Raw genomic sequence first — 21148 nt, 5'->3', positions numbered from 1 at the left:
ATCATGCGCCGGTTCCGTCGGCCGATGGAGGAGGGGGAGGCTTCTGCCTGAAGGGGGCAGGCGAGCTGTGCTGAAGCGCAAACATGACGCCATCCTCAAGGCCAGACAGGGAGTCCTTCATGCATCCGATTTCGTCCGCCGTCCGCCGCGGCTCTCGCGCCGCCCTGCTGCTGTCCTGCGGCATCGCCTCGATGTCCTGCGCCGTCCTTGCACAAGAGCCGGCGGTGGACGAGGAGATCAGCATCACCGTCACCGGTCGGCGCATATCCCAGTCGTCCGAAGCGATCGGCGAGGACAAGATCAGCAATGTCGTGGCCGTGACGCGTGAGGCGTTGCTTTCCGCACCGTCGGGCATTTCGGGCCTCAAGATGCTGGAACAATTGCCTGGCTTCAACGTCCAGACCGACGGCGCGCTTGGCCTTTACGAATTTGGCAACAGCGTTCAGGTGCGCGCCTTCAACCTGGACCAGATCGGGTTCCTGGTCGACGGCATTCCCACAGGCCGCAGCGATGCATTCGGCGGCAGCCCGGTGTTCCGCTATGTCGACAATGAAAATCTGGGCGTGGTGGAAGCCGCGGTCGGCGCAGGCGATGTCAGCCTGCCGAGCTACTCCACCCTTGGTCCGATGGTGCAGTATAACAGCATCGCACCGCAGGAGGAGATGGGCCTGTTCGTGGGGCAGAGCTTTGGCGAAAATGATTTGAAGCGCACGTTCATCCGCGCCAGCACCGGGCAGGTCGGCCCGTTCCGCGCCTTTGTCAGCCGGACCAAGCTGGACACCGATCTGTGGCGCGGCGCCGGTTCGGTCGATCGCGAACATTGGGAAGCCATGGTTCATGCCGATCTGGGCGGGGACAGCTGGGCGCGCTTCAAATTCGTGTCGAACAAATTTTTCGACTATGATTCACCCTCGCTGGGCCGCGCGCAATATTTGTCGTCCACGCCCGATGCGGGCGGAAAAACCGGGCGGAACCGCGGATATATCGCTGTCGTACCCAACAGCACGCCGGGTTTCGAGCCGGTCGCAGGGGCCCCGGCCTTTTCCAACACCAACTACACCTACACCTACAACCTCGCCCTCAACGTGCGCGATGACAAGCTGTATGGCGGCACGGTCCATGCCGGCATCGCCGATGGCGTGTGGGCGGAGGCCACGGCCTATTATGAGGACAAGGGCGGCTATGGCGTTTCGCCTGACAGCTACAGCAACAGCCTGCTGCAATATAACCGGCAAACCGCAGCCGGTCTCGCGCTGTTCGCGCCCAGGGGGACGCAATATGGGCTGTCGACCGTGGGCGGCGACCGTTATGGCCTGACGACGAAGCTGCACTGGGAAATAGGCGCCCATAGCCTGGAGGCTGGCGTCTGGGCCGAAACCGACAGCTACAGCCGCACCCAGGCGCGTTTCAACACCATCGACGGGTCGCCCGCCAGCGCGCCCGATCTGGACGAGCCGGTCTATCTGCGCCGCGCCTACAAATCGGAACGCAACACGACGCAGGCGTTCATAAAGGACCGCGTCTCGCTGATGGACGACAGCCTGATCGTCGACCTTGGGGTCAAGGCGCTGCATATCGACTATCGCCAGACCGGCTATCGCGACTTCAACGATTATTATCGCAACGCCGGAACCGCGCTTGCGCCCGTCTGGGTCGCCGGCTGGGGTCCCAAGACCAACAACGCCAGCTATGGCGACGGCTTCCTGCCGATGGCCGGAATACTCTACAAGTTCGACAATCAGACGCAGATGTTCGCATCCTATGCCGAAAACATGGCGCTCCCCAAGGGCATGGATGACATCTTCTCGGTCGCGCTGAACAGCAGCCCGGCGGTGGTCCCCGCGCCCGCGCCCGAACGGTCGCAGAATTTCGAGCTGGGCATCCGCACCGACCAGGGGCAATTCTATGCGTCGCTGGCCGGCTATTACACAAAGTTCAAGAACCGCATCCAGTCGATCAGCACGATCCTGCCCGGCACGACCAATGTGACCGAAACATTCTTTCGCAATGTGGGCCGGGTGTCGGCCTATGGCCTCGAATTCAGCGGCACGTTCCGGCCGTCGGCGCTGAACGGGCTGGCCTATTTCAACCTCAACGCCACCTATAATATCGCCAAGTTCAAGGACGACATCGTCACCAGCACGGTGACCTTCGCCACCGACGGCAAATTCATCCCCGACAGTGCCAAATGGATCATCAACGGCGGCGTGACCATCGAGCCGGCAAGCTGGCTGGTGGGCAATATCTCCGCCAAATATACCAGCAGCCGCTGGTCCACCTTCACCAACACGCCAGGGTCCAGCGTGCCGGGATTCACCCTGGTCAGCGCCTATGTCGATATCGGCGACGGGTTCAGCCTGGGGCCGGTCAAGAGCTTGAAGGCGCGGTTCAACGTCGACAACCTGTTTGACAAGGACACGCTATCCTTCATGTTCCCGTCGGTAACCGGCGACGGCTTCTTCCGGCCGCTGTCGCCGCGCACCTTCCAGTTCACGATTTCGGGTGAGATTTGATGCTAGGCAAGATGATGGCGGGCGCGGGGGCGGCTATGGTGGCGCTGCTCCCGCCGGTGGCGCAGGCGCAGGGCCAGGCCGTGCCCAGGGCGGTCCAGCGGCTGCACCAGAATTTGCTCACGCTCGACAGCCATCTCGACACGCCTGCCTCGCTCGACCTGCCGGGCTGGTCGATCGACGAAGAACATGGCGTGCATTTGGATTATACCCAGGTCGACCTGCCCCGCATGAAGAAGGGGGGGCTGGATGGCGGCTTCTGGGCGATTTACACGGCGCAGGGACCGCTGACGATCGACGGCTTTGCCAAGGCGCGCGACTTCGCGATCCTGCGCGGGCTGTCCATCCGCAACATGGTGGCGGCGGACCCCGCCAATTTCGCGCTCGCTCTCGAAGCCGCGGACGCCGCGCCCATCGCCGCGGCGGGCAAGCGCGTCGTCTACATGTCGATGGAAAACGCCTATCCGCTGGGTGAGGACATATCGCTGCTCCAGACGTTCCACGCCATGGGCGTGCGCGTCGTGGGCTTTGCCCATTTCGCGCACAACCAGTTCGCCGACAGTTCGACCGATCCGTCGAAAAAGCCGCGCTATGGCGGGCTCAGCCCGCTCGGCAAGGAACTGCTCAAGGAAATGAACCGGCTGGGCATCGTGCCCGATGCCTCGCACAGTTCCGATCAGGTGCTCGACGATCTGCTGGCGCTTTCCACCACGCCGGTGCTGCTGACCCATTCGGGATGCAAGGCGGTCTATGATCATCCCCGCAACATCGACGACCAGCATCTAAAGGCGCTGGCGGCGAAGGGCGGCGTCATCCAGATGAACGCTTATGGCGCCTATCTCAAGGCCGCCAAGCCCAACCCGGAACGGCAAAAGGCGATGACCGCGCTGTTCGGGGAGATGCGCGAAGGCGCGAAGCTGTCGGCCGAAAAGCGCGAGGCGCTGCTGGCCAGGCGGCGGGAGATCGACCGCCTCTATCCCGAAACCGACCGGGCGACATTCGATGACTTCATGGCGCATATGCTCCACGCGCTGAAGGTCGTTGGGCCGGATCATGTCGGCATCGGCGCCGACTGGGATGGCGGCGGCGGCGTTGCCGGGATGGAAGATGTGCTGGACCTGCCCCGGATCACCGACGCGCTGATCAAGGCGGGCTATAGCGAGGCGGACGTCGCGAAGATCTGGTCGGGCAACGTCCTGCGCGTGCTGGCGGCGGCGGAAGGCAGGAAGCAGAACTGAGCGGGCGCGAGAATATCGGAATATGCATGTCGAAACAGGACCCTCCGGCCGCCCGGCGACCGGTCGGCTGACCGCGTCTGCTGGGGAACGCCTTGCTGGCCGACCGGACGGACGGCGGTTGGTCGATCGCGGCTGGTAGTTACGGCGTCGCACCGGGCGACGATGCAGGAAAACTCCGCGACCCGGTCAGTTGCCGGCTGTTGGCGAAGCAATGTCAGAATTAATGACGGCCAGTAATATTATGACGGAATGAGCACTCGTTCTTGATATCCTTGTGCATTGTTGAAGACGAGCGAATGATTATTCGCCATTCACCGCCCATCGGGGCATAATAGTAGCGATTGACTCCCAAATCGGCATATGTGAACCCGACATCGGGAATTGGCGGGCAAATTGACACCGCCAAGCCCGACATTGAGAAGGGGATACACGCCATGGCGGAGATGGTGATTGACGAGGTGAATCAGATCGTCAGGGCGACGCACCTCGATAGTGCGATGCTGACGGTCGATGACGTCAAGCGCTTCAATGCCGATCTTGCCAGGCTGGTGTCAATTGCGGCTGCGCGCTTTGGCAGGGTGCGGGTGCTCGCGGATACGCACAGGCTGCCGATTCTGCCGCCCGATGTTTCACAGCTTTTCGATCCGCCCGACCGGGTGATGCGCGCGGCGGGGGATCGCTATGCGCTCGTGGTCGCTTCCAATCTTGCCAAGCTGGCAGCGCGCCGGGTTCTGGGAAGCGACGATCGTGTCGGCTTGTTCCTGTCGTCGGAGGCCGCCGAGCTGTGGCTGCTCGATGACGCGATCAGCCCCGAAGCGGCCGAGGCGGCCGCGCGCAAAGCCTAGCGCATCGCACTTTTGACGGGATGCATATCCTGCGGCGCCGAACACGGCCCGGCACAGGCTCCAGATCGTGGATGACCTGTCGCAATGGCCTAATTAATGCCGATGCAGCGGGCGCAGGCGATATCTGCCGTCGGCATAGCCGCCGAACATGCCGGCGATGGCCGGATGATCGACCGGCTCGTCACTGTCGTCGGCGATCAGGTTCTGCTGGCTGACATAGGCGACATAGCTCGATTCGCCGTTTTCGGCGAGCAGATGGTAAAAGGGCTGGCCCTTGTCGGGGCGGACGTCCTGCGGGATCGCCTCATACCACTCCTCGCTATTGGCGAAGACCGGGTCGATATCGAATATCACGCCGCGAAAACCGAACATCCGGTGCTGGACGACATCGCCGATGTTGAATCGGGCGTGGGCGATGGGCGGGGCAATGACGCCGGTGCCGATGGAGGAAAGCGCGTTGGTCATGCCTGTAATGTAGGATGGTTGCGGGCGCGCACAAGAAAAATACGCTGTCCCGCTTGGCAAGATTGCAGTCATGGGTTAAGGGCCGCCCCTCGACCGGGTCGGCTCCGGCTCGCACCCTCGCGGAGAGGTGGCAGAGTGGTCGAATGCACCGCACTCGAAATGCGGCGTGCCCGTGAGGGTACCCAGGGTTCGAATCCCTGCCTCTCCGCCACTTACCCGTTCACCGACATCGCCAATGGCCGCCCAAAGCCGCAGGATCAGCGCTGTATCGGGCGGTGAACGGTGGTCGTCATGCGCTTGAAATCGCTCTGTGGCTTGGGTGAAATGTGGCTGACCTGGCGGCGTTCCAGCGCCTGATGATATCCCGGTCGACACGGTGGACTCACCTTATATCATTGCAGTGCATCCCGGCTATGGATGGCAAAGCGCGAAAGCGGGCGGCGCGTGCATCGGCGGATGGAGTCCCTTGTCAACCATCCTGGTGATCGCCTCGGTCGATCGCCGCTGACAGGCGATCGGCCCGAACATGGTCTTACGCTTTATCAGGAGAACTGCCGGTGTCCCGCCTTCACCATCATCCCGAAAGCCACCTCGTCGCACGCATCGGCTGGCTTCGCGCGGCCGTTCTTGGGGCCAATGACGGCATCGTTTCGACGGCCAGCCTGATCGTCGGCGTCGCCGCGGCATCGGCGGCCACCTCCGACATCGCTGTTGCCGGGGTCGCCGGCCTCGTCGCGGGGGCGATGTCGATGGCGGCGGGCGAATATGTCTCGGTCAGTTCGCAGTCCGATGCGGAACAGGCGGACCTCGCCCGCGAGCGGGCCGAGCTTGCCAGTCAGCCCGAATTCGAAAAGGAGGAGCTGGCGCGCATCTATGTCGGTCGCGGCGTGGATGCCGAGCTTGCGCGGCGGGTCGCAGACCAGTTGATGGCAAAGGATGCGCTTGCGGCCCATGCGCGGGACGAACTGGGGATTTCGGATGTCACCGCCGCACGACCCATACAGGCGGCGCTGGCCTCTGCGGCATCATTCGGAGTGGGCGCGGCCATGCCGCTGGCGATGGTCCTGCTCATGCCGCGCGCGTATCTGGTGGCGGGCGTATCCATGGCTTCGCTGTTATTTCTGGCGTTGCTGGGTGGAGTGGGCGCGCATGCGGGTGGCGCAAATATCGTCCGGGCGACTGTGCGCGTGACATTTTGGGGAGCGCTCGCCATGGCGCTCACCGCGGGGATCGGCTCCGTCTTTGGAACGGTTATATGACAGGCCGGCGTCAGTCGTCGGCCTGGGCGCCCTCGTCCGCGTTGGCGGGCGGATTTTCGAACCAGGCTTCAACCGGGCCGTTCAGCTTGATCGTCAGCGGATTGCCGTGGCGGTCGCGGGTCTTGCCGGCGGCGACGCGGATCCAGCCTTCGGAAATCGAATATTCCTCGACATCGGTGCGCACCCGGTCCTTGAAGCGGATGCCGATGCCCCGTTGCAGCGTGTCCATGTCGAAATGGGGGCTGCTGGGGTTGGTCGAAAGGCGGTCGGGTGGCGTATCGCTCATGGCTGGCATCCTGTTGATCTGTGCAGCCGCCTAGCCCTTGCGGCGGCCAACCGTCAATCGTCCACGTCACAGAAGACGCGGCGGATCATCCCGTCGTCCACCCATCCGGCAAAGCGCCGCATCGCATCGGCCATGTCCGCGAACGGATAGGCGACGGCCCGTTCGTCCACCGCGCCGCTGGCCACGACCAGCCGGGTCATCGCCTCCGGGTCGGTGGTCAATATCCGCCCGCGCCGGTCGGTCGAGGCGCTGTTGATGCCGACCACATGCCCGCTTTCGGTAAAGGTCGGTCCGCCGCTGATACCGCTCAGCGGCCCGTCGCCGTCGGGGATCCGGGCGCGTTCGGCCCACGCCAGGACAGGCTGCGTCCTGCCGCCGCCGCCGCGCCGGGCATCGGCCGCGCCGATCAGTTCGGACGTCACCAGCGTCGGCTCGCCGGCGGGAAAGCCCATATGATAGCCGCGCGATCCCGATGGCGGCATGGCCGCCGACAGCGGCAGCCGCGCGCGAATCGCGATGCCGTCGCGGATCAGCGCGGCGTCGCTTTCGCGGCTTTCCAGCACCCGGCTGACGGGGCGGGCATAGCCATCGTCTTCCAGCCCCACGCGCGCGCAGCCATGAGTGACATGTTCGGCGGTCAGCCATGCGCCATCGCCATCGACGGCAAAGGCGGTGCCCATGCTGTCGGCGGGTCCGCCCGGCCGGTCCTCGATCACGAAGCTTTCATTGCCCCATTGCGGCAAGGGCCGCCGGGGCGATCGCGGGTCGAACTGTTCGACCTCCAGCGGTACGAGCGGCGATCGCCCGCCGCCGAACCAGACCGCCAGCACCAGTGCGCCGAGGATGAAGGGAAGGCAGCCGCACCCTTGCCTGGCCATGGCTATCCCGCGACGGCGGCGGCGGTCAGGCAGGCGATGGCGGCCTTCATCATCGCCAGGAAGATCGCGGCGGCGCTCTCATCCTCCTCGATCCGGCGGGACAGCGCGCCCAGCACATAATCGACCGCGCGAAAGGCGATCAGCTGGAGCACCAGCGTGACGCTGCCCCAGATGACGACGTCCCACACATTGACCGACGCGGCCAGGCAGAAGCCCAGCGGCACCGCCAGGCCGATGGCCGCGCCGCCCAGCGAAATGGCGGCGGCGCGATTGCCCGCGCGGATCAGCGCGAATTCATCATGCGGCGTGATCCACAGATAGAGCGTGAGCGCCGCCAGCCACACCAGCGTCGCGGTGGCCAGATGCAACAGCAGGATCGGAAGCCCGGCGAGCAGGCTGTGAATGACGGGCATCGGATCGGTCATGGCCCTTCCATGCCGCAGGACGCGATCGGGTTCAATCGGCGATGACGGGCCGCCCGGTCGGTCCGGGCGGCCCGTCATGCATCATCGGCACACGCGCACGCGGACGGTGTGGTCATAATAGGGCCGATACTGCAATTCGGTCCAGCACCGCTGCCGATAGACGTAGCGATTGGGGCGGGCATAGCCGCGATTCCAGTAGCGCCGGTCATGGCCGCGCCAATGGCGGCGATTGTCCCAGCGACGATTGTCGCGCCGCCAATCGCGCCCGTCGCGCCCGTCGCGATCGCCGCGCCACCCGTCGCGATCGCCATAATATTGCGCCTGCGCCGGCACCGTCGCCGCGCCCAGGCTGGCCGCGGCCAGCGTTACCGCCGCGATGCCCTTCCACAAGATGTTCATCACCGTCTCTCCTTATCAAACACCCGCCGCGCACGACGGGAGGAAAAGGACAATGCGCCAGTGCGACTGAACCGGTCAGGAATGGCGCGGTAATCTATCGTTAAGCCCGTTTACGCCCCGCGCAACGCGGCTTCGGCCTGGTGCATATAATCGCGGGTGATGGGCAGGGCATGGCGATTGCGGGAGAACTGGATCTGGTAATTGACCATGCCGCCGGTCTCGAACGCGGCCGTCGCCCCGGCCAGATAGAATGTCCACATCCGGTAGAAGCGGGGGTCGTACATCGCTTCGATCTCGGCGCGATGCGCCACCGTGCGCTTGTACCATTCGCGCAGCGTCAGCGCATAATGCAGGCGCAGCGTTTCCAGATCGGTGATCATCAGCTTGTTGGCTTCGCTTGACCGCACGATTTCGCTGAGCGCCGGGATATAGCCGCCGGGAAAGATATATTTGTCGGTAAAGGCGTCGGTGCGTCCCGGCGGTCCCATACGGCCGATCGTATGCAGCAACATCACGCCGTCGGGCGCCAGCAGATTGTGGCACAGGCGGAAAAACTCGGCATAATGCGGCGTGCCGACATGTTCGAACATGCCGACCGACACGATCCGGTCGAACGGCCCCGTCATGTCGCGATAATCGATCAGTTCGAACCGGACATGCTGCTGGACCCCGGCCTCGCGCGCCCGCGCCCGCGCGACCTTGAGCTGTTCCTCCGACAGGGTGATGCCGGTCACGTCGACGCCGCAGGTGCGGTGTAGGTACAGCGCCATGCCGCCCCAGCCGCAGCCGATGTCCAGCACCCGCTGTCCGGGCTTGAGCGCCAGCTTGGCGGCGATATGCGCCTTCTTGTCCTCCTGCGCCTGTTCCAGCGTGATGCCGCCGCCGCTCGCTTCGGGCCAGTAGGCGCAGCTATATTGGCGGTCCTTGTCCAGGAACAGGTCGTACAGCGCGCCCGACAGGTCGTAATGGTGCGCGACATTGGCCCGCGACCGGCGGCGATCATTGGCCTTGATCAGCCATCCGGTCAGCGACACGGTGCGCCGCGCCAGCGCATGCCTGCCCTTGTCCTTCCTGGGCCGGTCGCCGGTCCATTCCCATGGATGGTCGTGCCGCATGAAGGTGACGAAATCCATGATGTCGCCGCCCTCGATGGTGACGCGGCCATCCATATAGGCTTCGGCCAGGCCCAGCCGGGGATCGCGCACGATCGCCATCGGCACCCTGCGGTCGTGCAGCCTGATCGTCATATGCGGCCGGTCCGGCGTCGCCACGCCGAACTCGCGTATCTTGCCGTCATGATAGACCAGGGTCAGCCGTCCGGTGCGCACCATGCGGCGCAACGCTTTTTCAAATATCCACATGCGCGCCGGGCTGCTCCATCATAGTCAAATCCCTGCATACCAATCGTAACCGGCATGGTCTTCCCAAAAGCCGCCCTTGCCCTGGCCGATCCCGGCCAGCGTGTCGACGGCATGGATTTCCATCAGATATTTGGCATGTTTGTAACCCAGCTGCCGTTCGACTCGCAAGCGCAGCGGCGCGCCGTTGGCGACGCTGAGCGCCCTGTCGTTGAGCGCGAACGCCAGGATGGTCTGGGGGTGGAAAGCGTCGATCAGGTCGATGCTTTCATAATAGAAGCGCCCGCCGCCCATATCGTCGGCGCAGCGAAAGACGATGTAGCGCGCCCGGTCGCGCAGCCGCGCGGCGCGCAGGACCAGCGACAGCGGCACGCCCCGCCACTTGCCGATCGCGCTCCACCCCTCGACGCAGTCATGGCGGGTGATCTGCTCGCGGTGGGGCAGCGCGTGCAGTTGCGCCAGCGAGAGCGACAGCGGCCGCTCGACCAGCCCCCCGACCTTGAGCCGCCAGTCGGCAAAGCCGGTGCGCCAGATCGCCTTGTAGGCGTCGGTGTTGGGATTGGCGGTGCCATTGGCGCGAAAGATCGGCGAAAGCTGGTCGGGGCGGAACTCGCGTGCCAGCGCCTGCCGGTCGGACAGCGCGCGCTGCGACCAGCGATGGAAATTCTCCGCCGAAAACAGCGCCTCGCGAACATGCGCGTTGCGGGCGATCGCGTCGCATCCGGCAAGGGTCGCGCCCGCGCCCAGGATCAGCGCGCGGCGGGTCAGTTGCGCGGTCATGGCCGTTTCTCCGCCGGCACGCGATAGCGGCCGGTGATCATCGACCGCACTTCGTTGACCGGCCCCGCCAGCAGCACCATCGCCATATGGACGATGAAGAAGGCGGCAAGTGCGAACGCGGCAATGAAATGGATCGAGCGCGCCGACTGGCGCCCACCGAACAGGTCGACCAGCCATGGCCAGGCCGCGTTCATCCCCGGCGACATCGTCAGCCCCGACAGGATCAGCGCCGGGAGAGCCGCGAAGATCACCCCGACATAGCTCGCCTTTTGCAGCACATTATAGCGCAGCGCCGCGTCGCCGGTGGGAAAGCGCAGCCGTGCATGATCCCTGATATCCTGCCAGACATGGCGGGGCGTCAGGTCGCCTTGGCGAAATGCCAGGTCGCGCGCCAGATGCCCGGCGAACAGGCTCCAGCCCATATAGAACAGCAGCGCGAAGGCGAGGAGCGGCGCGGCGGCAAGGTGCCAGTGGCGCGACATCGCCAGGCTGTACTGCGCCGGCAGGGTCAGCCAGCCGGGAAACCGATCCAGTTCCAGCCAGGCCGCATCGAGATTCGCACCATGATGGCCCCAATAAAGGCGCGGGTGGGCGTTGAAGATTCCAAGGCCGCTGGTGAACAGCACATAGAGCAACAGCGCGTTGATCCAGTGCCACAGGCGGGTGGGCAACCGATGGCGCTTGACGATCCGGTCGGGCATCGCGTTTTCGCTCCTGGCAAGGCTGACACAGCCGATGACCGGGGGGGTGTAGCATGGTTGCATCACCCGTTCAAAAACCGGTTTTCATTCATTTGACAGACAGGATCGGTGCGCATAAGCAACCAGCCGCGCCACCCAAGGTGCGGATAGTCAAAAACCCTGGTCGCCTGGCGGCCGCGATGCGATTTATAGAATATAATGAAAATTCGTATCGTCAGCCCTTGATAATCGTAGGAAGAGTTCCGGCTGGATATTAGCCGGACGCCAAATATACCATGAGGAACTTATGAAAACTGTGATTTTCGCAGCGATTGCTGCTGCCGCCATTTCCGCTCCCGCCATCGCGCAGGACGCTGCGCCGTTCACCGGCCCCCGCGCCGGCGTGACCATGGGCTATGACAAGCTCTTTGGCGAAGATGGCTTCAGCTACGGCGTGACCGCCGGCTACGACATCGCCGTGACCCCCAACCTGACCTTCGGCCCCGAAGTCTCGTTCGGCGATTCTTCCATCGAAGACGCCGGCGTCGACGTCAGCCGCGATCTGGCCGCTTCCGTGCGCCTGGGCTATATCGTCAACCCCCGGTTCCTGGGCTTCGCCAAGGTCGGCTATGCCGATACCCGTTTCGAATTCGCCGGCACCAACCTCAACTTTGAAGGCGTGCGCTTTGGCGGCGGCGTGGAATTTGCCGTGACCGGCAACAGCTATGTTTCGGCTGAATATCAGCGCACCGAATATGAAGATGGCGTCGGCGGCCGCGATGCGGCTGTCGTTGGCGTCGGCTTCCGCTTCTGATCTTTCGGATCGACGGACATGGGAAAGGGCGGCCCGCGACGGCCGCCCTTTTTTGTCGGTCACGGCAGCGGCGCGATATCGGGTTCCACCCAGCTTCGCCGCGCTTCGACCGAATATAGCCGGGCGGGCGTCCAATAGGCCAGCGGCCAGTCCTTGTTCCCCAGCGGCGAGCGTATCAGCGCGGCAAAGGCGCCTGCGGGCGTCGCATCGGTGCCCAGTCCCGCCAGCAGGTCGCGGGTCATACGCAGCGAGGCGAGGGTGATCGTTTCATGATAGCCGCCATGATCGTCATTCACGCCGCCCACGCTCTCGTTATAGCGGCGGATCATGCCGGGCATGTCGCGCTCCGCCACCACTTCTGGCCGGTTCAGGATCAGCCACAGCGCCGTCGCGAAATGCGCGCCATGGGTCCATTCCTGCTTGGGCAGCGTGCAATCGCAAAAGCCTCTCGCCAGCCGCGCGATCTGGGCATCGGTCATGGTTGTCAGCCGAGCGCCGCCTGTTTTTCCGCCGCCAGCCGGTCCAGGTCGGCGCGGCTCTTCTTTTCGGACGCCGACTTGAGCTGTCCGCACGCCGCCATGATGTCGCGTCCGCGCGGGGTGCGGACCGGCGCGGAAATGCCGCCCTGGAACACGATGCTGCTGAACGCGCGGATGCGTTCGGGCGTCGAACATTCATAATCGGACCCCGGCCAGGGATTGAACGGGATCAGATTGACCTTGGCCGGCAACTTATACTGCTTGATCAGGCGCACCAGTTCGCGCGCATCGGCATCGCTGTCATTCTTGTCCCTGAGCATCACATATTCGAACGTGATGCGCCGCGCGTTGTTGGCCTTGGGATAGTCGGCGCAGGCCTGGAGCAGTTCCTCGATGCCATATTTGCGGTTGAGTGGCACCAGTTCGTCGCGCACCTCCTTGGTCACGGCATGGAGCGACACCGCCAGGTTGACGCCGATCTCCTCGGCCGCGCGCGCCATCATCGGCACGACGCCGCTGGTGGACAGCGTGATCCGCCGCTTGCTCAGCGCCAGGCCGTCGCCGTCCATCACCAGCTTCAACGCGTCGCGCACATGTTCGAAATTATAGAGCGGCTCACCCATGCCCATCATCACGATATTGGTCAGCATCCGGCCGTCGGGCGAATATTGAGGCGCGTCCTCGTCCTCGTCGGGATCGATGTCGTTGGCGGCGGCCATGTTGCCCTTGGGCCACTCGCCCAGCGCATCGCGCGCCAGCATGACCTGTCCGACGATCTCGCCCGGCGTCAGGTTGCGCACCAGCCGCATCGTGCCGGTGTGGCAGAACCGGCAGTTGAGCGTGCATCCCACCTGGCTGGAAACGCACAGCGTCCCCCGGTCGGCGTCGGGGATGAACACCATCTCATAATCCTGCCCGTCGTCCGACCGCAGCAGCCATTTGCGCGTGCCGTCCGTCGAAACCTGCGCTTCGACGACCTGCGGCCGGCCGACAACGAAGCGTTCGGCCATCCAGCCGCGCATCGGCTTGGCAAGGTCGGTCATCGCGCCAAAGTCGGTCTCGCCGCGATGATAGAGCCAGTGGAACACCTGCTTGGAGCGCAGCTTGGCCTGCTTGCCGTCCAGTCCCGCCTCTTCGAGCACCGTCTTCATCTGCGGGCGCGAAAGCCCCATCAGGTCCACGCGCCCATCGTCGCGCGGCGTCACGGCGCGCGGCACGGGCACCGGGTCGATATGTCCGGGAATCTGCATCGATTAAGCCTCTTTCTGCCCGGCAAACCGGCAATGACGGATGCCATCGACATGTAACAGAAGATCATGGGCAGCACTGCCGCCCATTGGATCTAGGACTATGTCGATGCCCTCCCGTCTCGCGAGTTTTACCGCCGGAACGAAATCGGCGTCAGCGGCGACGAGGATGATTTGCGTAACTTGTCGTTTGAAAGCCATGGAGGCGACATCCAAGCCAAGCCGCATGTCTACACCCTTCTGGACGACATCCAGTTCAAAATCTGCGTCTTCTGGTTCAAACTTTGCCGCATCCGCCAGCCATTTTTTCATGGCTTCCGGTTTCGGTCGCCAGATAAAATCATCGTTGAGGCGACCAAGTCGCAAAGCCACTTTCCGAACGGTTGTAAGATGCTCATGGACTGCGATTCGAAACAGGGCGGTCTCAGTTTTCGACAGATCAAGCGAACGTTTGGAAACCGGCCGATGGACCTTTTTGGTCAATGGAGCGCAATCATAGAAAAAAACACGGTAGAGTTGGTCAGTTTCTTCGGGATGAAAATCCTTAGGCTCCAGATGCTGGCCCGGTAATTCCGCTCCGCTCTTGAGAGCGATATGCCAGCCTGCCAAATATGTTAGACCCCAGGCGATATCCTTTGGATCATTGGAATCGAGATTAGGGAAGCAGGATCGAAAGCGCCTGATAAAGAAAGCGCCATCGACGACAATCGCGGTAGGCATATCGAGTTCGCTTAAAAAGTTGTCCCCGGGAGCGGCCTTGAGTTGATGTCTGCTCTCGCGAGCGCCTCAAGACGGCATGCCGGGGACGGGATTGCTTTTGGATACCGATTGTCTCGCCAAAAGTCAAGGTTCAAGGCCCCGCGCGCATCCCAGCGCCGCCGCGTCGATCGCCGTTGCCGCGCCGCGCAGCGTATAGCTGTCGGCAAAGGCGCGCCCCGCGCGGTCGATGGTTTGCACGCTCATGCTGGTGCCCGACCGGATCGCCGCGACGATCGCCGCATCGGCGCGCGCGTCGGCGGCCCAGGCGTCGGTTGCGCCCGCGACCAGGGTGAAGCGGCGGTCGCCGACATTGAGCGTGACGGCCGCGTCCGCCGCGCGCGCCCGGCTCAGGCGGAAATGCACCTGGCCACGGATGCGCTGGCGCGGCCAGTGGGCGATGGTGGCGAAGCCGCGCGCGCCCGAACGCGACACCGGCTGGGCGATGGCGTAGCAGCGCGGCCCGCCGGCATCGCGAAACGCGCCCCAGCGCTCGAACACGCCAAGCGAATCGCGCGCCTGCGCCGGGGTGGCGGCGAGCAGGAGCAGCAGGGCGAAACCTTTCATATCTCCCGGCAAAAGCCGATATGGGCCGCATTTGCAAGCGCCCCCATGACCAATGCTTGCCCAAGGCGTCACAGCGGCTATGTAGAACAACCATCACTATCGCCCGGATTCGGCCGTTCGCGCCATTCGGGGCAGCAGAATAGAAACGGACGATCAGGGACATGAAGGCCACCATCGAACGCGCGACGCTCCTCAAGTGCCTGAGCCACGTCCAGTCGGTGGTCGAGCGGCGCAATACCATCCCCATCCTGTCCAACGTGCTGATCGAGGCGTCGTCCGACGGTGCGCTCAAACTGATGGCGACCGACCTTGACCTCCAGATCGTCGAAAGCGTGTCGGCGCAGGTCGAACAGCCCGGCGCGACCACCATGTCGGCGCACACCCTGTTCGACATCGCGCGCAAGCTGCCCGAAGGCAGCCAGGTGTCGCTGCAGGCGGCCGAGGGCAAGATGCTGATCCAGGCGGGCCGCGCACGCTTCAACCTGTCGACCCTGCCGCGCGACGATTTCCCGGTGATCGCCGAGGGCGATCTGCCCACCAGTTTCGAACTGCCCGCCGAAACGCTCAAGCAGATCATCGACAAGACCCGCTTTGCGATCTCGACCGAAGAGACCCGCTATTATCTCAACGGCATCTATTTCCATGTGTCCGACGATGGCGCTCCGGTGCTCAAGGCAGCGGCGACCGACGGCCATCGGCTCGCCCGCGTCACCGTGCCGCGCCCCGATGGCGCCGACGGCATGCCGGGCATCATCGTGCCGCGCAAATGCATCGCCGAACTGCGCAAGCTGTTGGACGAGGTCGACGGATCGGTGGGTATCACCCTGTCGGCGAGCAAGATCCGGTTCGGCCTTGGCAGCGCGATCCTGACCAGCAAGCTGATCGACGGCACCTTTCCCGATTACAGCCGCGTGATCCCGACCGGGAACGACAAGCTGCTCAGGATCGATCCGCGCAGCTTCGAGGAGGGGGTCGACCGCGTCGCCACCATCGCCACCGAAAAGACCCGCGCGGTCAAGATGGGGCTGGATCGCGACAAGATCACGCTGTCGGTGACCAGCCCCGAAAACGGCACCGCTGCCGAAGAAGTGCCTGGCGATTTCACCGGCGAAGGCTTCGATATCGGCTTCAACGCGCGCTACCTGCTCGACATATTGGGGCAGATCGACGGCGATCTGGTGGAACTGCATCTGGCCGACGCCGCCGCGCCGACGCTGATCCGGGAAAATGACCGCAGCTCGGCCCTCTATGTCCTGATGCCGATGCGCGTCTAGTCCGAGCCGGCGTCACGCATCCCGGTCCGAAATGGACCGAAATCGGGCGTTTGGGCAAGGCTGTTCGTAATCATATTTCAACGCTTGTCGCGCAATTTGCGCCCATGTCGTCGATCAGAACAAATTTGCGGGTGAAGGATCCTCGGCCCGCCGGCGTCGCTGGGTGCCTGGGATTGGTTGACAGCGGCACGGAGGCCATCGCCAACTGGATCGCCGCCGGTTTCCGGACCATCGGCGCGCTCTGGCCGCTGGTGCTGCTCGCCAAGATCTGCGTCAGCCTGCTCGTCGCTATGCCGCTCCTGGTGTCGAGCGGCGGCCGAATCGCGCTCGCGCTCGCACTGATTACAGTCGACATCGCCATCATCCTGCTGCCTCGCCGCGCCATCTTTCGGGGGCTCAAGGCGCATGTTCAGACATGGGCGATGTTGCCGCTGCTGCTTGCTTCCGGCGCGCTGTTCAGCCTGTGGATGCGCGGCCCGCGCATCCTTTCCGGTGGCGAAACGCTGCTGGCGCTCGCGCCTGAAGTGGCCGTGGCGCTGCTGGCGGTATGCATTTTCGGCGACCGTCGCCTGCCAGGCCTGGTCTATTGCCTCGGCGCGCTGCTGGTCGCCACCATCGAGCGTCCCGGCTTGACCCAGGCCGGGCTGTTCCTCTGCTGCATGCTGGTGATGGCCATCGCGACGCTGCGCCAGGCGACGATCGACCGCGACCGCGCGATCAAACAGCATGAGGAAGATCTGCGCAGCCAGCGTGCCGACCGGCTATTGTACGAATATGAACAGTCCGGGCGCGGATGGTTCTGGGAAACCGACCGCAATGGCTGCCTCGTCTATATTTCCGATACGCTGATCGGATCGCTGGGGGCAAAGGCGGACAAGTTGACCGGCCGTCCGATCACCGACCTCATCTGCCCCGGCGACCGCCAGCAGGGGGACGGCGAGCGCACGCTCGGCTTTCACCTGTCGGCCCGCACCGGCTTTTCGGACATTCCCGTGCGCGCGGCGATGTCGAAAGAGGAACGATGGTGGTCGATTTCGGGCCAGCCGGTATTCAACGACTATGGACAATTTTACGGCTTTCGCGGCAGCGGCACCGACCTGACGGAAATGCGCCGCAGCCAGGCCGAAGTCACCCGCCTTGCCCAATATGATTCGCTTACCGGCCTTGCCAATCGCGTGCAGATGCTCCGCTCGCTGGAACAGGCGGTCGCCGGCACGCGCGGGCAACCGGGCGAATGCACGCTGATGATGCTGGATCTCGACCGGTTCAAGACGGTCAACGATACGCTGGGCCACCCCGCGGGCGATGCGCTGTTGCGACAGGTCAGCCAGCGGCTTCAGCGGGTGGTCGGCGAACTTGGCCTCGTGGGCCGTCAGGGCGGCGACGAATTCAAGGTGATTCTGCCCGGCCGCGTGGACAAGGGCCTGATCGGGCAACTGGCGCAAACGATCATCGCCACCCTGTCGCAACCCTATTCCATCGAGGGCAGCCCGGTGGTGATCGGCGTGTCGGTCGGCATTTCAGCCTGCCCGCACGATGGCGTGACCGCCGACGCGCTGATCCGCAACGCCGATCTCGCCCTGTACGCAGCCAAGGGTGACGGACGCGGCGTCCATCGCTTCTATTCCGCCGAAATGCATGCCGACGCCGAAGATCGCCGTCAGCTTGAGGAGGATCTGCGCCGCGCGCTGGTCGCCGGCGGACTGCACCTGTGCTATCAGCCTGTGGTCAGTTCCAGGACCGAGATGATCACCGGCTATGAAGCGCTGCTGCGCTGGACCCACCCCAAGCGTGGGCCGATCTCGCCGACGCTGTTCATTCCGATTGCCGAGGAAAGCGGCCTCATCGCCCAGATCGGCGAATGGGTGATGCGCACGGCCTGCCGCGACGCCGCGCAATGGCATGAAGATGTGCGCGTCGCGGTCAACGTCTCGCCGATACAGTTCGCCAATCCCGCCTTCCCGGCGACGGTGATGAGCGCGCTCGCCGGCGCACAGCTCGCCGCCGGCCGGCTGGAACTGGAAATCACCGAAAGCGTGTTCCTCAACGACGATGACGGCACCGACGCCATGTTCGCGCGCCTCAAGGCGCTGGGCGTGCGGCTGGCGCTCGACGATTTCGGCACCGGCTATTCCTCGCTCGGCTATCTGAAAAAGGCGCCGTTCGACAAGATCAAGATCGACCAGAGCTTCGTGCGCGGCGCCGCGATCAAGGGCAGCCGCAACAGCGCGATCATCAAGGCGATCGTCAGCCTGGCCGAAGCGCTGGGCATGGACACCACCGCCGAGGGCGCGGAAACGCATGACGAACTGAACCTCATTCGCCAGCTTGGGTGCAGCCATATCCAGGGCTATGTCTATGGCCGGCCGATGCCCGCCGACGAGGTGATGATCGCCCAGCGCAGCCACGGCATCGCCGCCAAGCCGCAGGGCTTTCAATCCAGCCGCCCCGAACGCAAGACGATGCTGCGCACCATCACGGTGCATCATGACGGGCACGCCTATACCGGCCGGGTCCGCAATATCTCGGCCACCGGCGCGCTGATCGAAGGCTTGTGGAACGTGCCGCCCGACACATTGTTCGCAATCGAATTTGCCGACAACCTGACCGTCAACGCCACCGCGCGCTGGTCGCATGAGGACCGCATGGGCATCGAATTCGCCACCGCCGTCGACCTCGCCCAACTGCGCGGCGTGACCATGCCAAAGGCGATTGCGTCCTGACGACAGGCGGCGGACCAGGGACGGCGCGCGAGGACCGCTCTGCCAACGAATGCCGACACGACAAAAGGGCGGTTGGCGGGCGGTCTGCCGACCAACCAAACCTCGTCATCCCCGCGCAATCGGCAATCCACCTATCGCCACGCCGCCGCCTGCGGGTCGACGCAAGGGGGTGGGTGGCGGAAGGGCGGTTTTTAGGGAAATGACCTGCAATAGCTGACGCGGCGCGATATAAATTATTTCCCCTTATCCCCTTGACGCATGTAGATGTTCCGGCCGTTGATCCATTGACGGGGACGCCCTATTCTCAGGAGCGAAGGGGAATAGGGATGGGGTGGACTTATTTCTGGCGCGCACTCGGTATTGTCGCGCTTATTTTTATGACGGTCACGACGGTCATGTTTTGGACAGCGTGGCGTTCTAGCGCCTTCACCCCGACAGCGGACGGAAGCGAAATAAAGAGCGGAATCGACGTCATTGCAATTCAGCTAGACATCCTAAGTCTAGTTGTCGCGATGGTTAGCTTTGGTCTCGCTTTTGCTGGTTTTGTAGGCTACCAAGCAATTAAAGACGCCGCGATGCGAAAGGCAGATGAGGTTGCAACTGCGGCCTTCGCCCTCCATATGTCCAAGAAGGACAAAGAGGGAACAGATGGAGTGACGCAAGCTCCGGTAGAACCTTTGGCTGTCACTGAGCTTACCGAGGAAGAGAAAGGAGAATGACATGGGCGGCATAGTCGAAGCAGACCGTATCATCTCCGCTCACCAAAAGAGCGCGCCGGTCCAGACAATAGACATTGCAGAGGCGCTTGGCATCAAGGTCTACAAAGTCGGCAACTGGCCGGACAATATCTCCGCGATGATCCGCAAAGATGAAGAACGCGGCGGCTCTAGTGGTTACGCGATCTACGTGAACGATAAGCACCCTCGCGTGCGTCGGCGCTTTAGCATCGCCCATGAGATCGCTCATTTCGCTCTCCACCGCAGCCTAATTGGCGACGGGATCACCGACGATGCGATGTATCGAAGCAACATGAGTAACGCTGTTGAGGCGCAAGCAAACCGCATGGCTGCCGACATTTTAATGCCTTGGCACCTTATTCGGGAAGCTACGGACAGCGGACTCAATACGGTAGAGGCGCTGGCGAGGCATTTCGACGTGTCTAAAAGCACTATGTCGATCCAGCTCGGCGTTCCGTACGAGACGAAACAGCCTGCCTAATAGCCTCGCATGTGGTGCCTCCCTTCTCGGAATAACGAGAGGGGACAGCCATGAAGCTACCGAAACGCCTACCCTGTGACCTAGTCATCATCGCGGGGCTGCGTTTTGGCAGTTGCGGCTAGAACACCATCTAAATCAGTGGCAGGTTTCAGGAATGCCGATGATCTAACGGAGTGACCAACAAATAGTCGCTTCAGGTCAGTTCGCTTGAAGGAGGCTCGTGGCTACTTCGCTCATCGGCAAAGCCTTCGCGCGCTGCCTGTGCATCGCATCGACGCCCTCGCACAATGGGCTGTCCTACATCGGCCCGCCCATGCGACAAGGCGGATCAATCCGCTCTTTCGCATCGTCGGCTCTTCACTGTACCGTTCCGATAGGATCAGGACAGCGACATAAAATATCACATCGAGCGTAAGCGGAGCTTGAGCCCCACCTTGCGGCCGTGATCTGGAGCGCGGAGTCTTGCCGTCCTTGGTCGGGCGGAGGTCGCTGGTGCTATGACGATGTCATGTGATGATGCTGGCACTAGCGTTGTTCAGCGGTTCGAGGTTTTCACCGGCGCAGGCAAGCGCCGTGATTGGCCGCCAGAGGTGAAGGTCTCGATCGTAGCTGAGAGCTATTCGGGCCAGGAGACCATCAGCGCCGTTGCTCGCCGGCATGGGATCTGTCCCTCGCAGTTGTTCACCTGGCGCCGGGAGTTGCGCAAGGAGATGGAGGCCCGGGGGGTGACGCTGCCGGTTTCATCGGCCCCGGCGCCTCTCTTCGTTCCCGCGGTGATTGAACAACGGCCTTCGCCCGAAGCAACGCCGGTCGCCAAGCGGCCACGCCGGCGGCGGGGATCGTCTCCGAGCGCGGTAGAACTGGAGATCGACGGCGTGGCAGTGAGGATCGCACGCGGTGCGGATATCCGAGCGGCTCGACGTCGTGCCGACCACATTCCGCGTGCT

General features: G+C 63.5%; 22 protein-coding genes and 1 tRNA gene. 11 read left to right on the top strand and 12 right to left on the bottom strand.

The genetic code is table 11. From position 1 onward, the window contains the following. The first annotated feature begins 119 nt into the window (after positions 1-119). The 3 genes from WG908_RS14975 to WG908_RS14965 all read left to right on the top strand — a co-directional run bounded on the left by WG908_RS14975 (position 120) and on the right by WG908_RS14965 (position 4593). The gene (locus tag WG908_RS14975; RefSeq protein WP_340187317.1) at positions 120-2513 is read left to right on the top strand and encodes a TonB-dependent receptor; all 2394 of its coding nucleotides are present in this window, start codon (positions 120-122) and stop codon (positions 2511-2513) included. Next, positions 2513-3748 (top strand): dipeptidase, encoded by a 1236-nt coding sequence (locus WG908_RS14970; protein WP_340187316.1) that lies wholly within the window; start codon positions 2513-2515, stop codon positions 3746-3748. Before WG908_RS14975 ends, WG908_RS14970 begins: the two co-directional genes overlap by 1 nt. A 434-nt stretch (positions 3749-4182) precedes the next feature. Further along, a complete protein-coding gene (locus tag WG908_RS14965) occupies positions 4183-4593 on the top strand; it encodes a hypothetical protein (RefSeq protein WP_340187315.1) in 411 nt (136 codons plus the stop codon). A 93-nt stretch (positions 4594-4686) separates the two neighbouring features. Here the strand turns inward: WG908_RS14965 and hspQ are convergent, their stop codons facing one another. After that, positions 4687-5058, bottom strand: a complete 372-nt coding sequence (hspQ, locus tag WG908_RS14960; RefSeq protein WP_340187314.1) for a heat shock protein HspQ — start codon at positions 5056-5058, stop codon at positions 4687-4689. 121 nt (positions 5059-5179) lie between these two features. Here hspQ and WG908_RS14955 point away from each other — a divergent pair. Together WG908_RS14955 and WG908_RS14950 are read left to right on the top strand one after the other, a co-directional pair. Next, a tRNA-Ser gene (locus tag WG908_RS14955) sits at positions 5180-5269 on the top strand. 346 nt (positions 5270-5615) lie between these two features. Then, positions 5616-6317 carry a VIT1/CCC1 transporter family protein gene (locus WG908_RS14950; RefSeq protein WP_340187313.1) on the top strand — a complete coding sequence of 234 codons (702 nt, stop codon included), beginning with the start codon at positions 5616-5618 and terminating at the stop codon, positions 6315-6317. A 10-nt stretch (positions 6318-6327) separates the two neighbouring features. Here WG908_RS14950 and WG908_RS14945 read toward each other — a convergent pair whose 3' ends face one another. From WG908_RS14945 to WG908_RS14915, 7 genes are all read right to left on the bottom strand, one after another. Further along, positions 6328-6603, bottom strand: a complete 276-nt coding sequence (locus WG908_RS14945; RefSeq protein WP_340187312.1) for a DUF3297 family protein — start codon at positions 6601-6603, stop codon at positions 6328-6330. A 53-nt stretch (positions 6604-6656) separates the two neighbouring features. Continuing rightward, positions 6657-7481: a S1 family peptidase gene (locus WG908_RS14940; RefSeq protein ID WP_340187311.1), complete on the bottom strand. Its 825-nt coding sequence runs from the start codon at positions 7479-7481 to the stop codon at positions 6657-6659. A gap of 2 nt (positions 7482-7483) precedes the next feature. Next, a complete protein-coding gene (locus WG908_RS14935) occupies positions 7484-7906 on the bottom strand; it encodes a DUF350 domain-containing protein (protein ID WP_340187310.1) in 423 nt (140 codons plus the stop codon). A gap of 81 nt (positions 7907-7987) precedes the next feature. Then, positions 7988-8305, bottom strand: coding sequence for a hypothetical protein (locus WG908_RS14930; protein WP_340187309.1), 318 nt, complete (start codon positions 8303-8305; stop codon positions 7988-7990). A gap of 110 nt (positions 8306-8415) precedes the next feature. After that, on the bottom strand, positions 8416-9666 hold the full coding sequence (locus WG908_RS14925) for a class I SAM-dependent methyltransferase (RefSeq protein WP_340187308.1): 1251 nt from the start codon (positions 9664-9666) through the stop codon (positions 8416-8418). 24 nt (positions 9667-9690) lie between these two features. Further along, the gene (locus WG908_RS14920; RefSeq protein ID WP_340187307.1) at positions 9691-10443 is read right to left on the bottom strand and encodes a molybdopterin-dependent oxidoreductase; all 753 of its coding nucleotides are present in this window, start codon (positions 10441-10443) and stop codon (positions 9691-9693) included. Continuing rightward, positions 10440-11144, bottom strand: a complete 705-nt coding sequence (locus tag WG908_RS14915; protein ID WP_340187306.1) for a cytochrome b/b6 domain-containing protein — start codon at positions 11142-11144, stop codon at positions 10440-10442. The genes WG908_RS14920 and WG908_RS14915 overlap by 4 nt, the downstream gene beginning before the upstream one ends. A 286-nt stretch (positions 11145-11430) precedes the next feature. Between WG908_RS14915 and WG908_RS14910 the strand changes: the two genes are divergently transcribed. Next, positions 11431-11937 carry an outer membrane protein gene (locus WG908_RS14910; RefSeq protein ID WP_340187305.1) on the top strand — a complete coding sequence of 169 codons (507 nt, stop codon included), beginning with the start codon at positions 11431-11433 and terminating at the stop codon, positions 11935-11937. A gap of 59 nt (positions 11938-11996) precedes the next feature. Here WG908_RS14910 and WG908_RS14905 read toward each other — a convergent pair whose 3' ends face one another. The 4 genes from WG908_RS14905 to WG908_RS14890 all read right to left on the bottom strand — a co-directional run bounded on the left by WG908_RS14905 (position 11997) and on the right by WG908_RS14890 (position 14986). After that, positions 11997-12416, bottom strand: coding sequence for a hypothetical protein (locus WG908_RS14905; protein WP_340187304.1), 420 nt, complete (start codon positions 12414-12416; stop codon positions 11997-11999). A 5-nt stretch (positions 12417-12421) separates the two neighbouring features. Then, the gene (gene rlmN, locus WG908_RS14900) at positions 12422-13666 is read right to left on the bottom strand and encodes a dual-specificity RNA methyltransferase RlmN (RefSeq protein WP_340187303.1); all 1245 of its coding nucleotides are present in this window, start codon (positions 13664-13666) and stop codon (positions 12422-12424) included. Between the two features lie 3 nt (positions 13667-13669). Further along, positions 13670-14383, bottom strand: a complete 714-nt coding sequence (locus WG908_RS14895; protein ID WP_340187302.1) for an NYN domain-containing protein — start codon at positions 14381-14383, stop codon at positions 13670-13672. A gap of 123 nt (positions 14384-14506) precedes the next feature. Then, entirely contained in the window at positions 14507-14986 is a 480-nt protein-coding gene (locus WG908_RS14890; RefSeq protein ID WP_340187301.1) for a hypothetical protein, read from the bottom strand. Positions 14987-15147: 161 nt separating this feature from the next. On the opposite strand from WG908_RS14890, the gene dnaN reads away from it, so the two are divergent. The 5 genes from dnaN to tnpA form a co-directional block, all read left to right on the top strand. Continuing rightward, positions 15148-16260, top strand: coding sequence for a DNA polymerase III subunit beta (gene dnaN / locus WG908_RS14885; protein WP_340187300.1), 1113 nt, complete (start codon positions 15148-15150; stop codon positions 16258-16260). 104 nt (positions 16261-16364) lie between these two features. After that, entirely contained in the window at positions 16365-18983 is a 2619-nt protein-coding gene (locus WG908_RS14880) for an EAL domain-containing protein (RefSeq protein WP_340187299.1), read from the top strand. A gap of 326 nt (positions 18984-19309) precedes the next feature. Next, positions 19310-19702 (top strand): hypothetical protein, encoded by a 393-nt coding sequence (locus tag WG908_RS14875; protein ID WP_340187298.1) that lies wholly within the window; start codon positions 19310-19312, stop codon positions 19700-19702. A gap of 1 nt (position 19703) precedes the next feature. Then, on the top strand, positions 19704-20201 hold the full coding sequence (locus WG908_RS14870; protein WP_340187297.1) for an ImmA/IrrE family metallo-endopeptidase: 498 nt from the start codon (positions 19704-19706) through the stop codon (positions 20199-20201). A gap of 497 nt (positions 20202-20698) precedes the next feature. Continuing rightward, on the top strand, positions 20699-21148 hold a 450-nt coding region (gene tnpA, locus WG908_RS14865; RefSeq protein ID WP_340187296.1), incomplete at its 3' end, for an IS66-like element accessory protein TnpA.

It is taken from the genome of Sphingobium anseongense, assembly GCF_037725245.1.
Lineage (GTDB): Bacteria > Pseudomonadota > Alphaproteobacteria > Sphingomonadales > Sphingomonadaceae > Sphingobium.
Note: the sequence above shows the minus strand (reverse complement) of the source record. Positions and strands in the feature narration are given on the sequence as shown.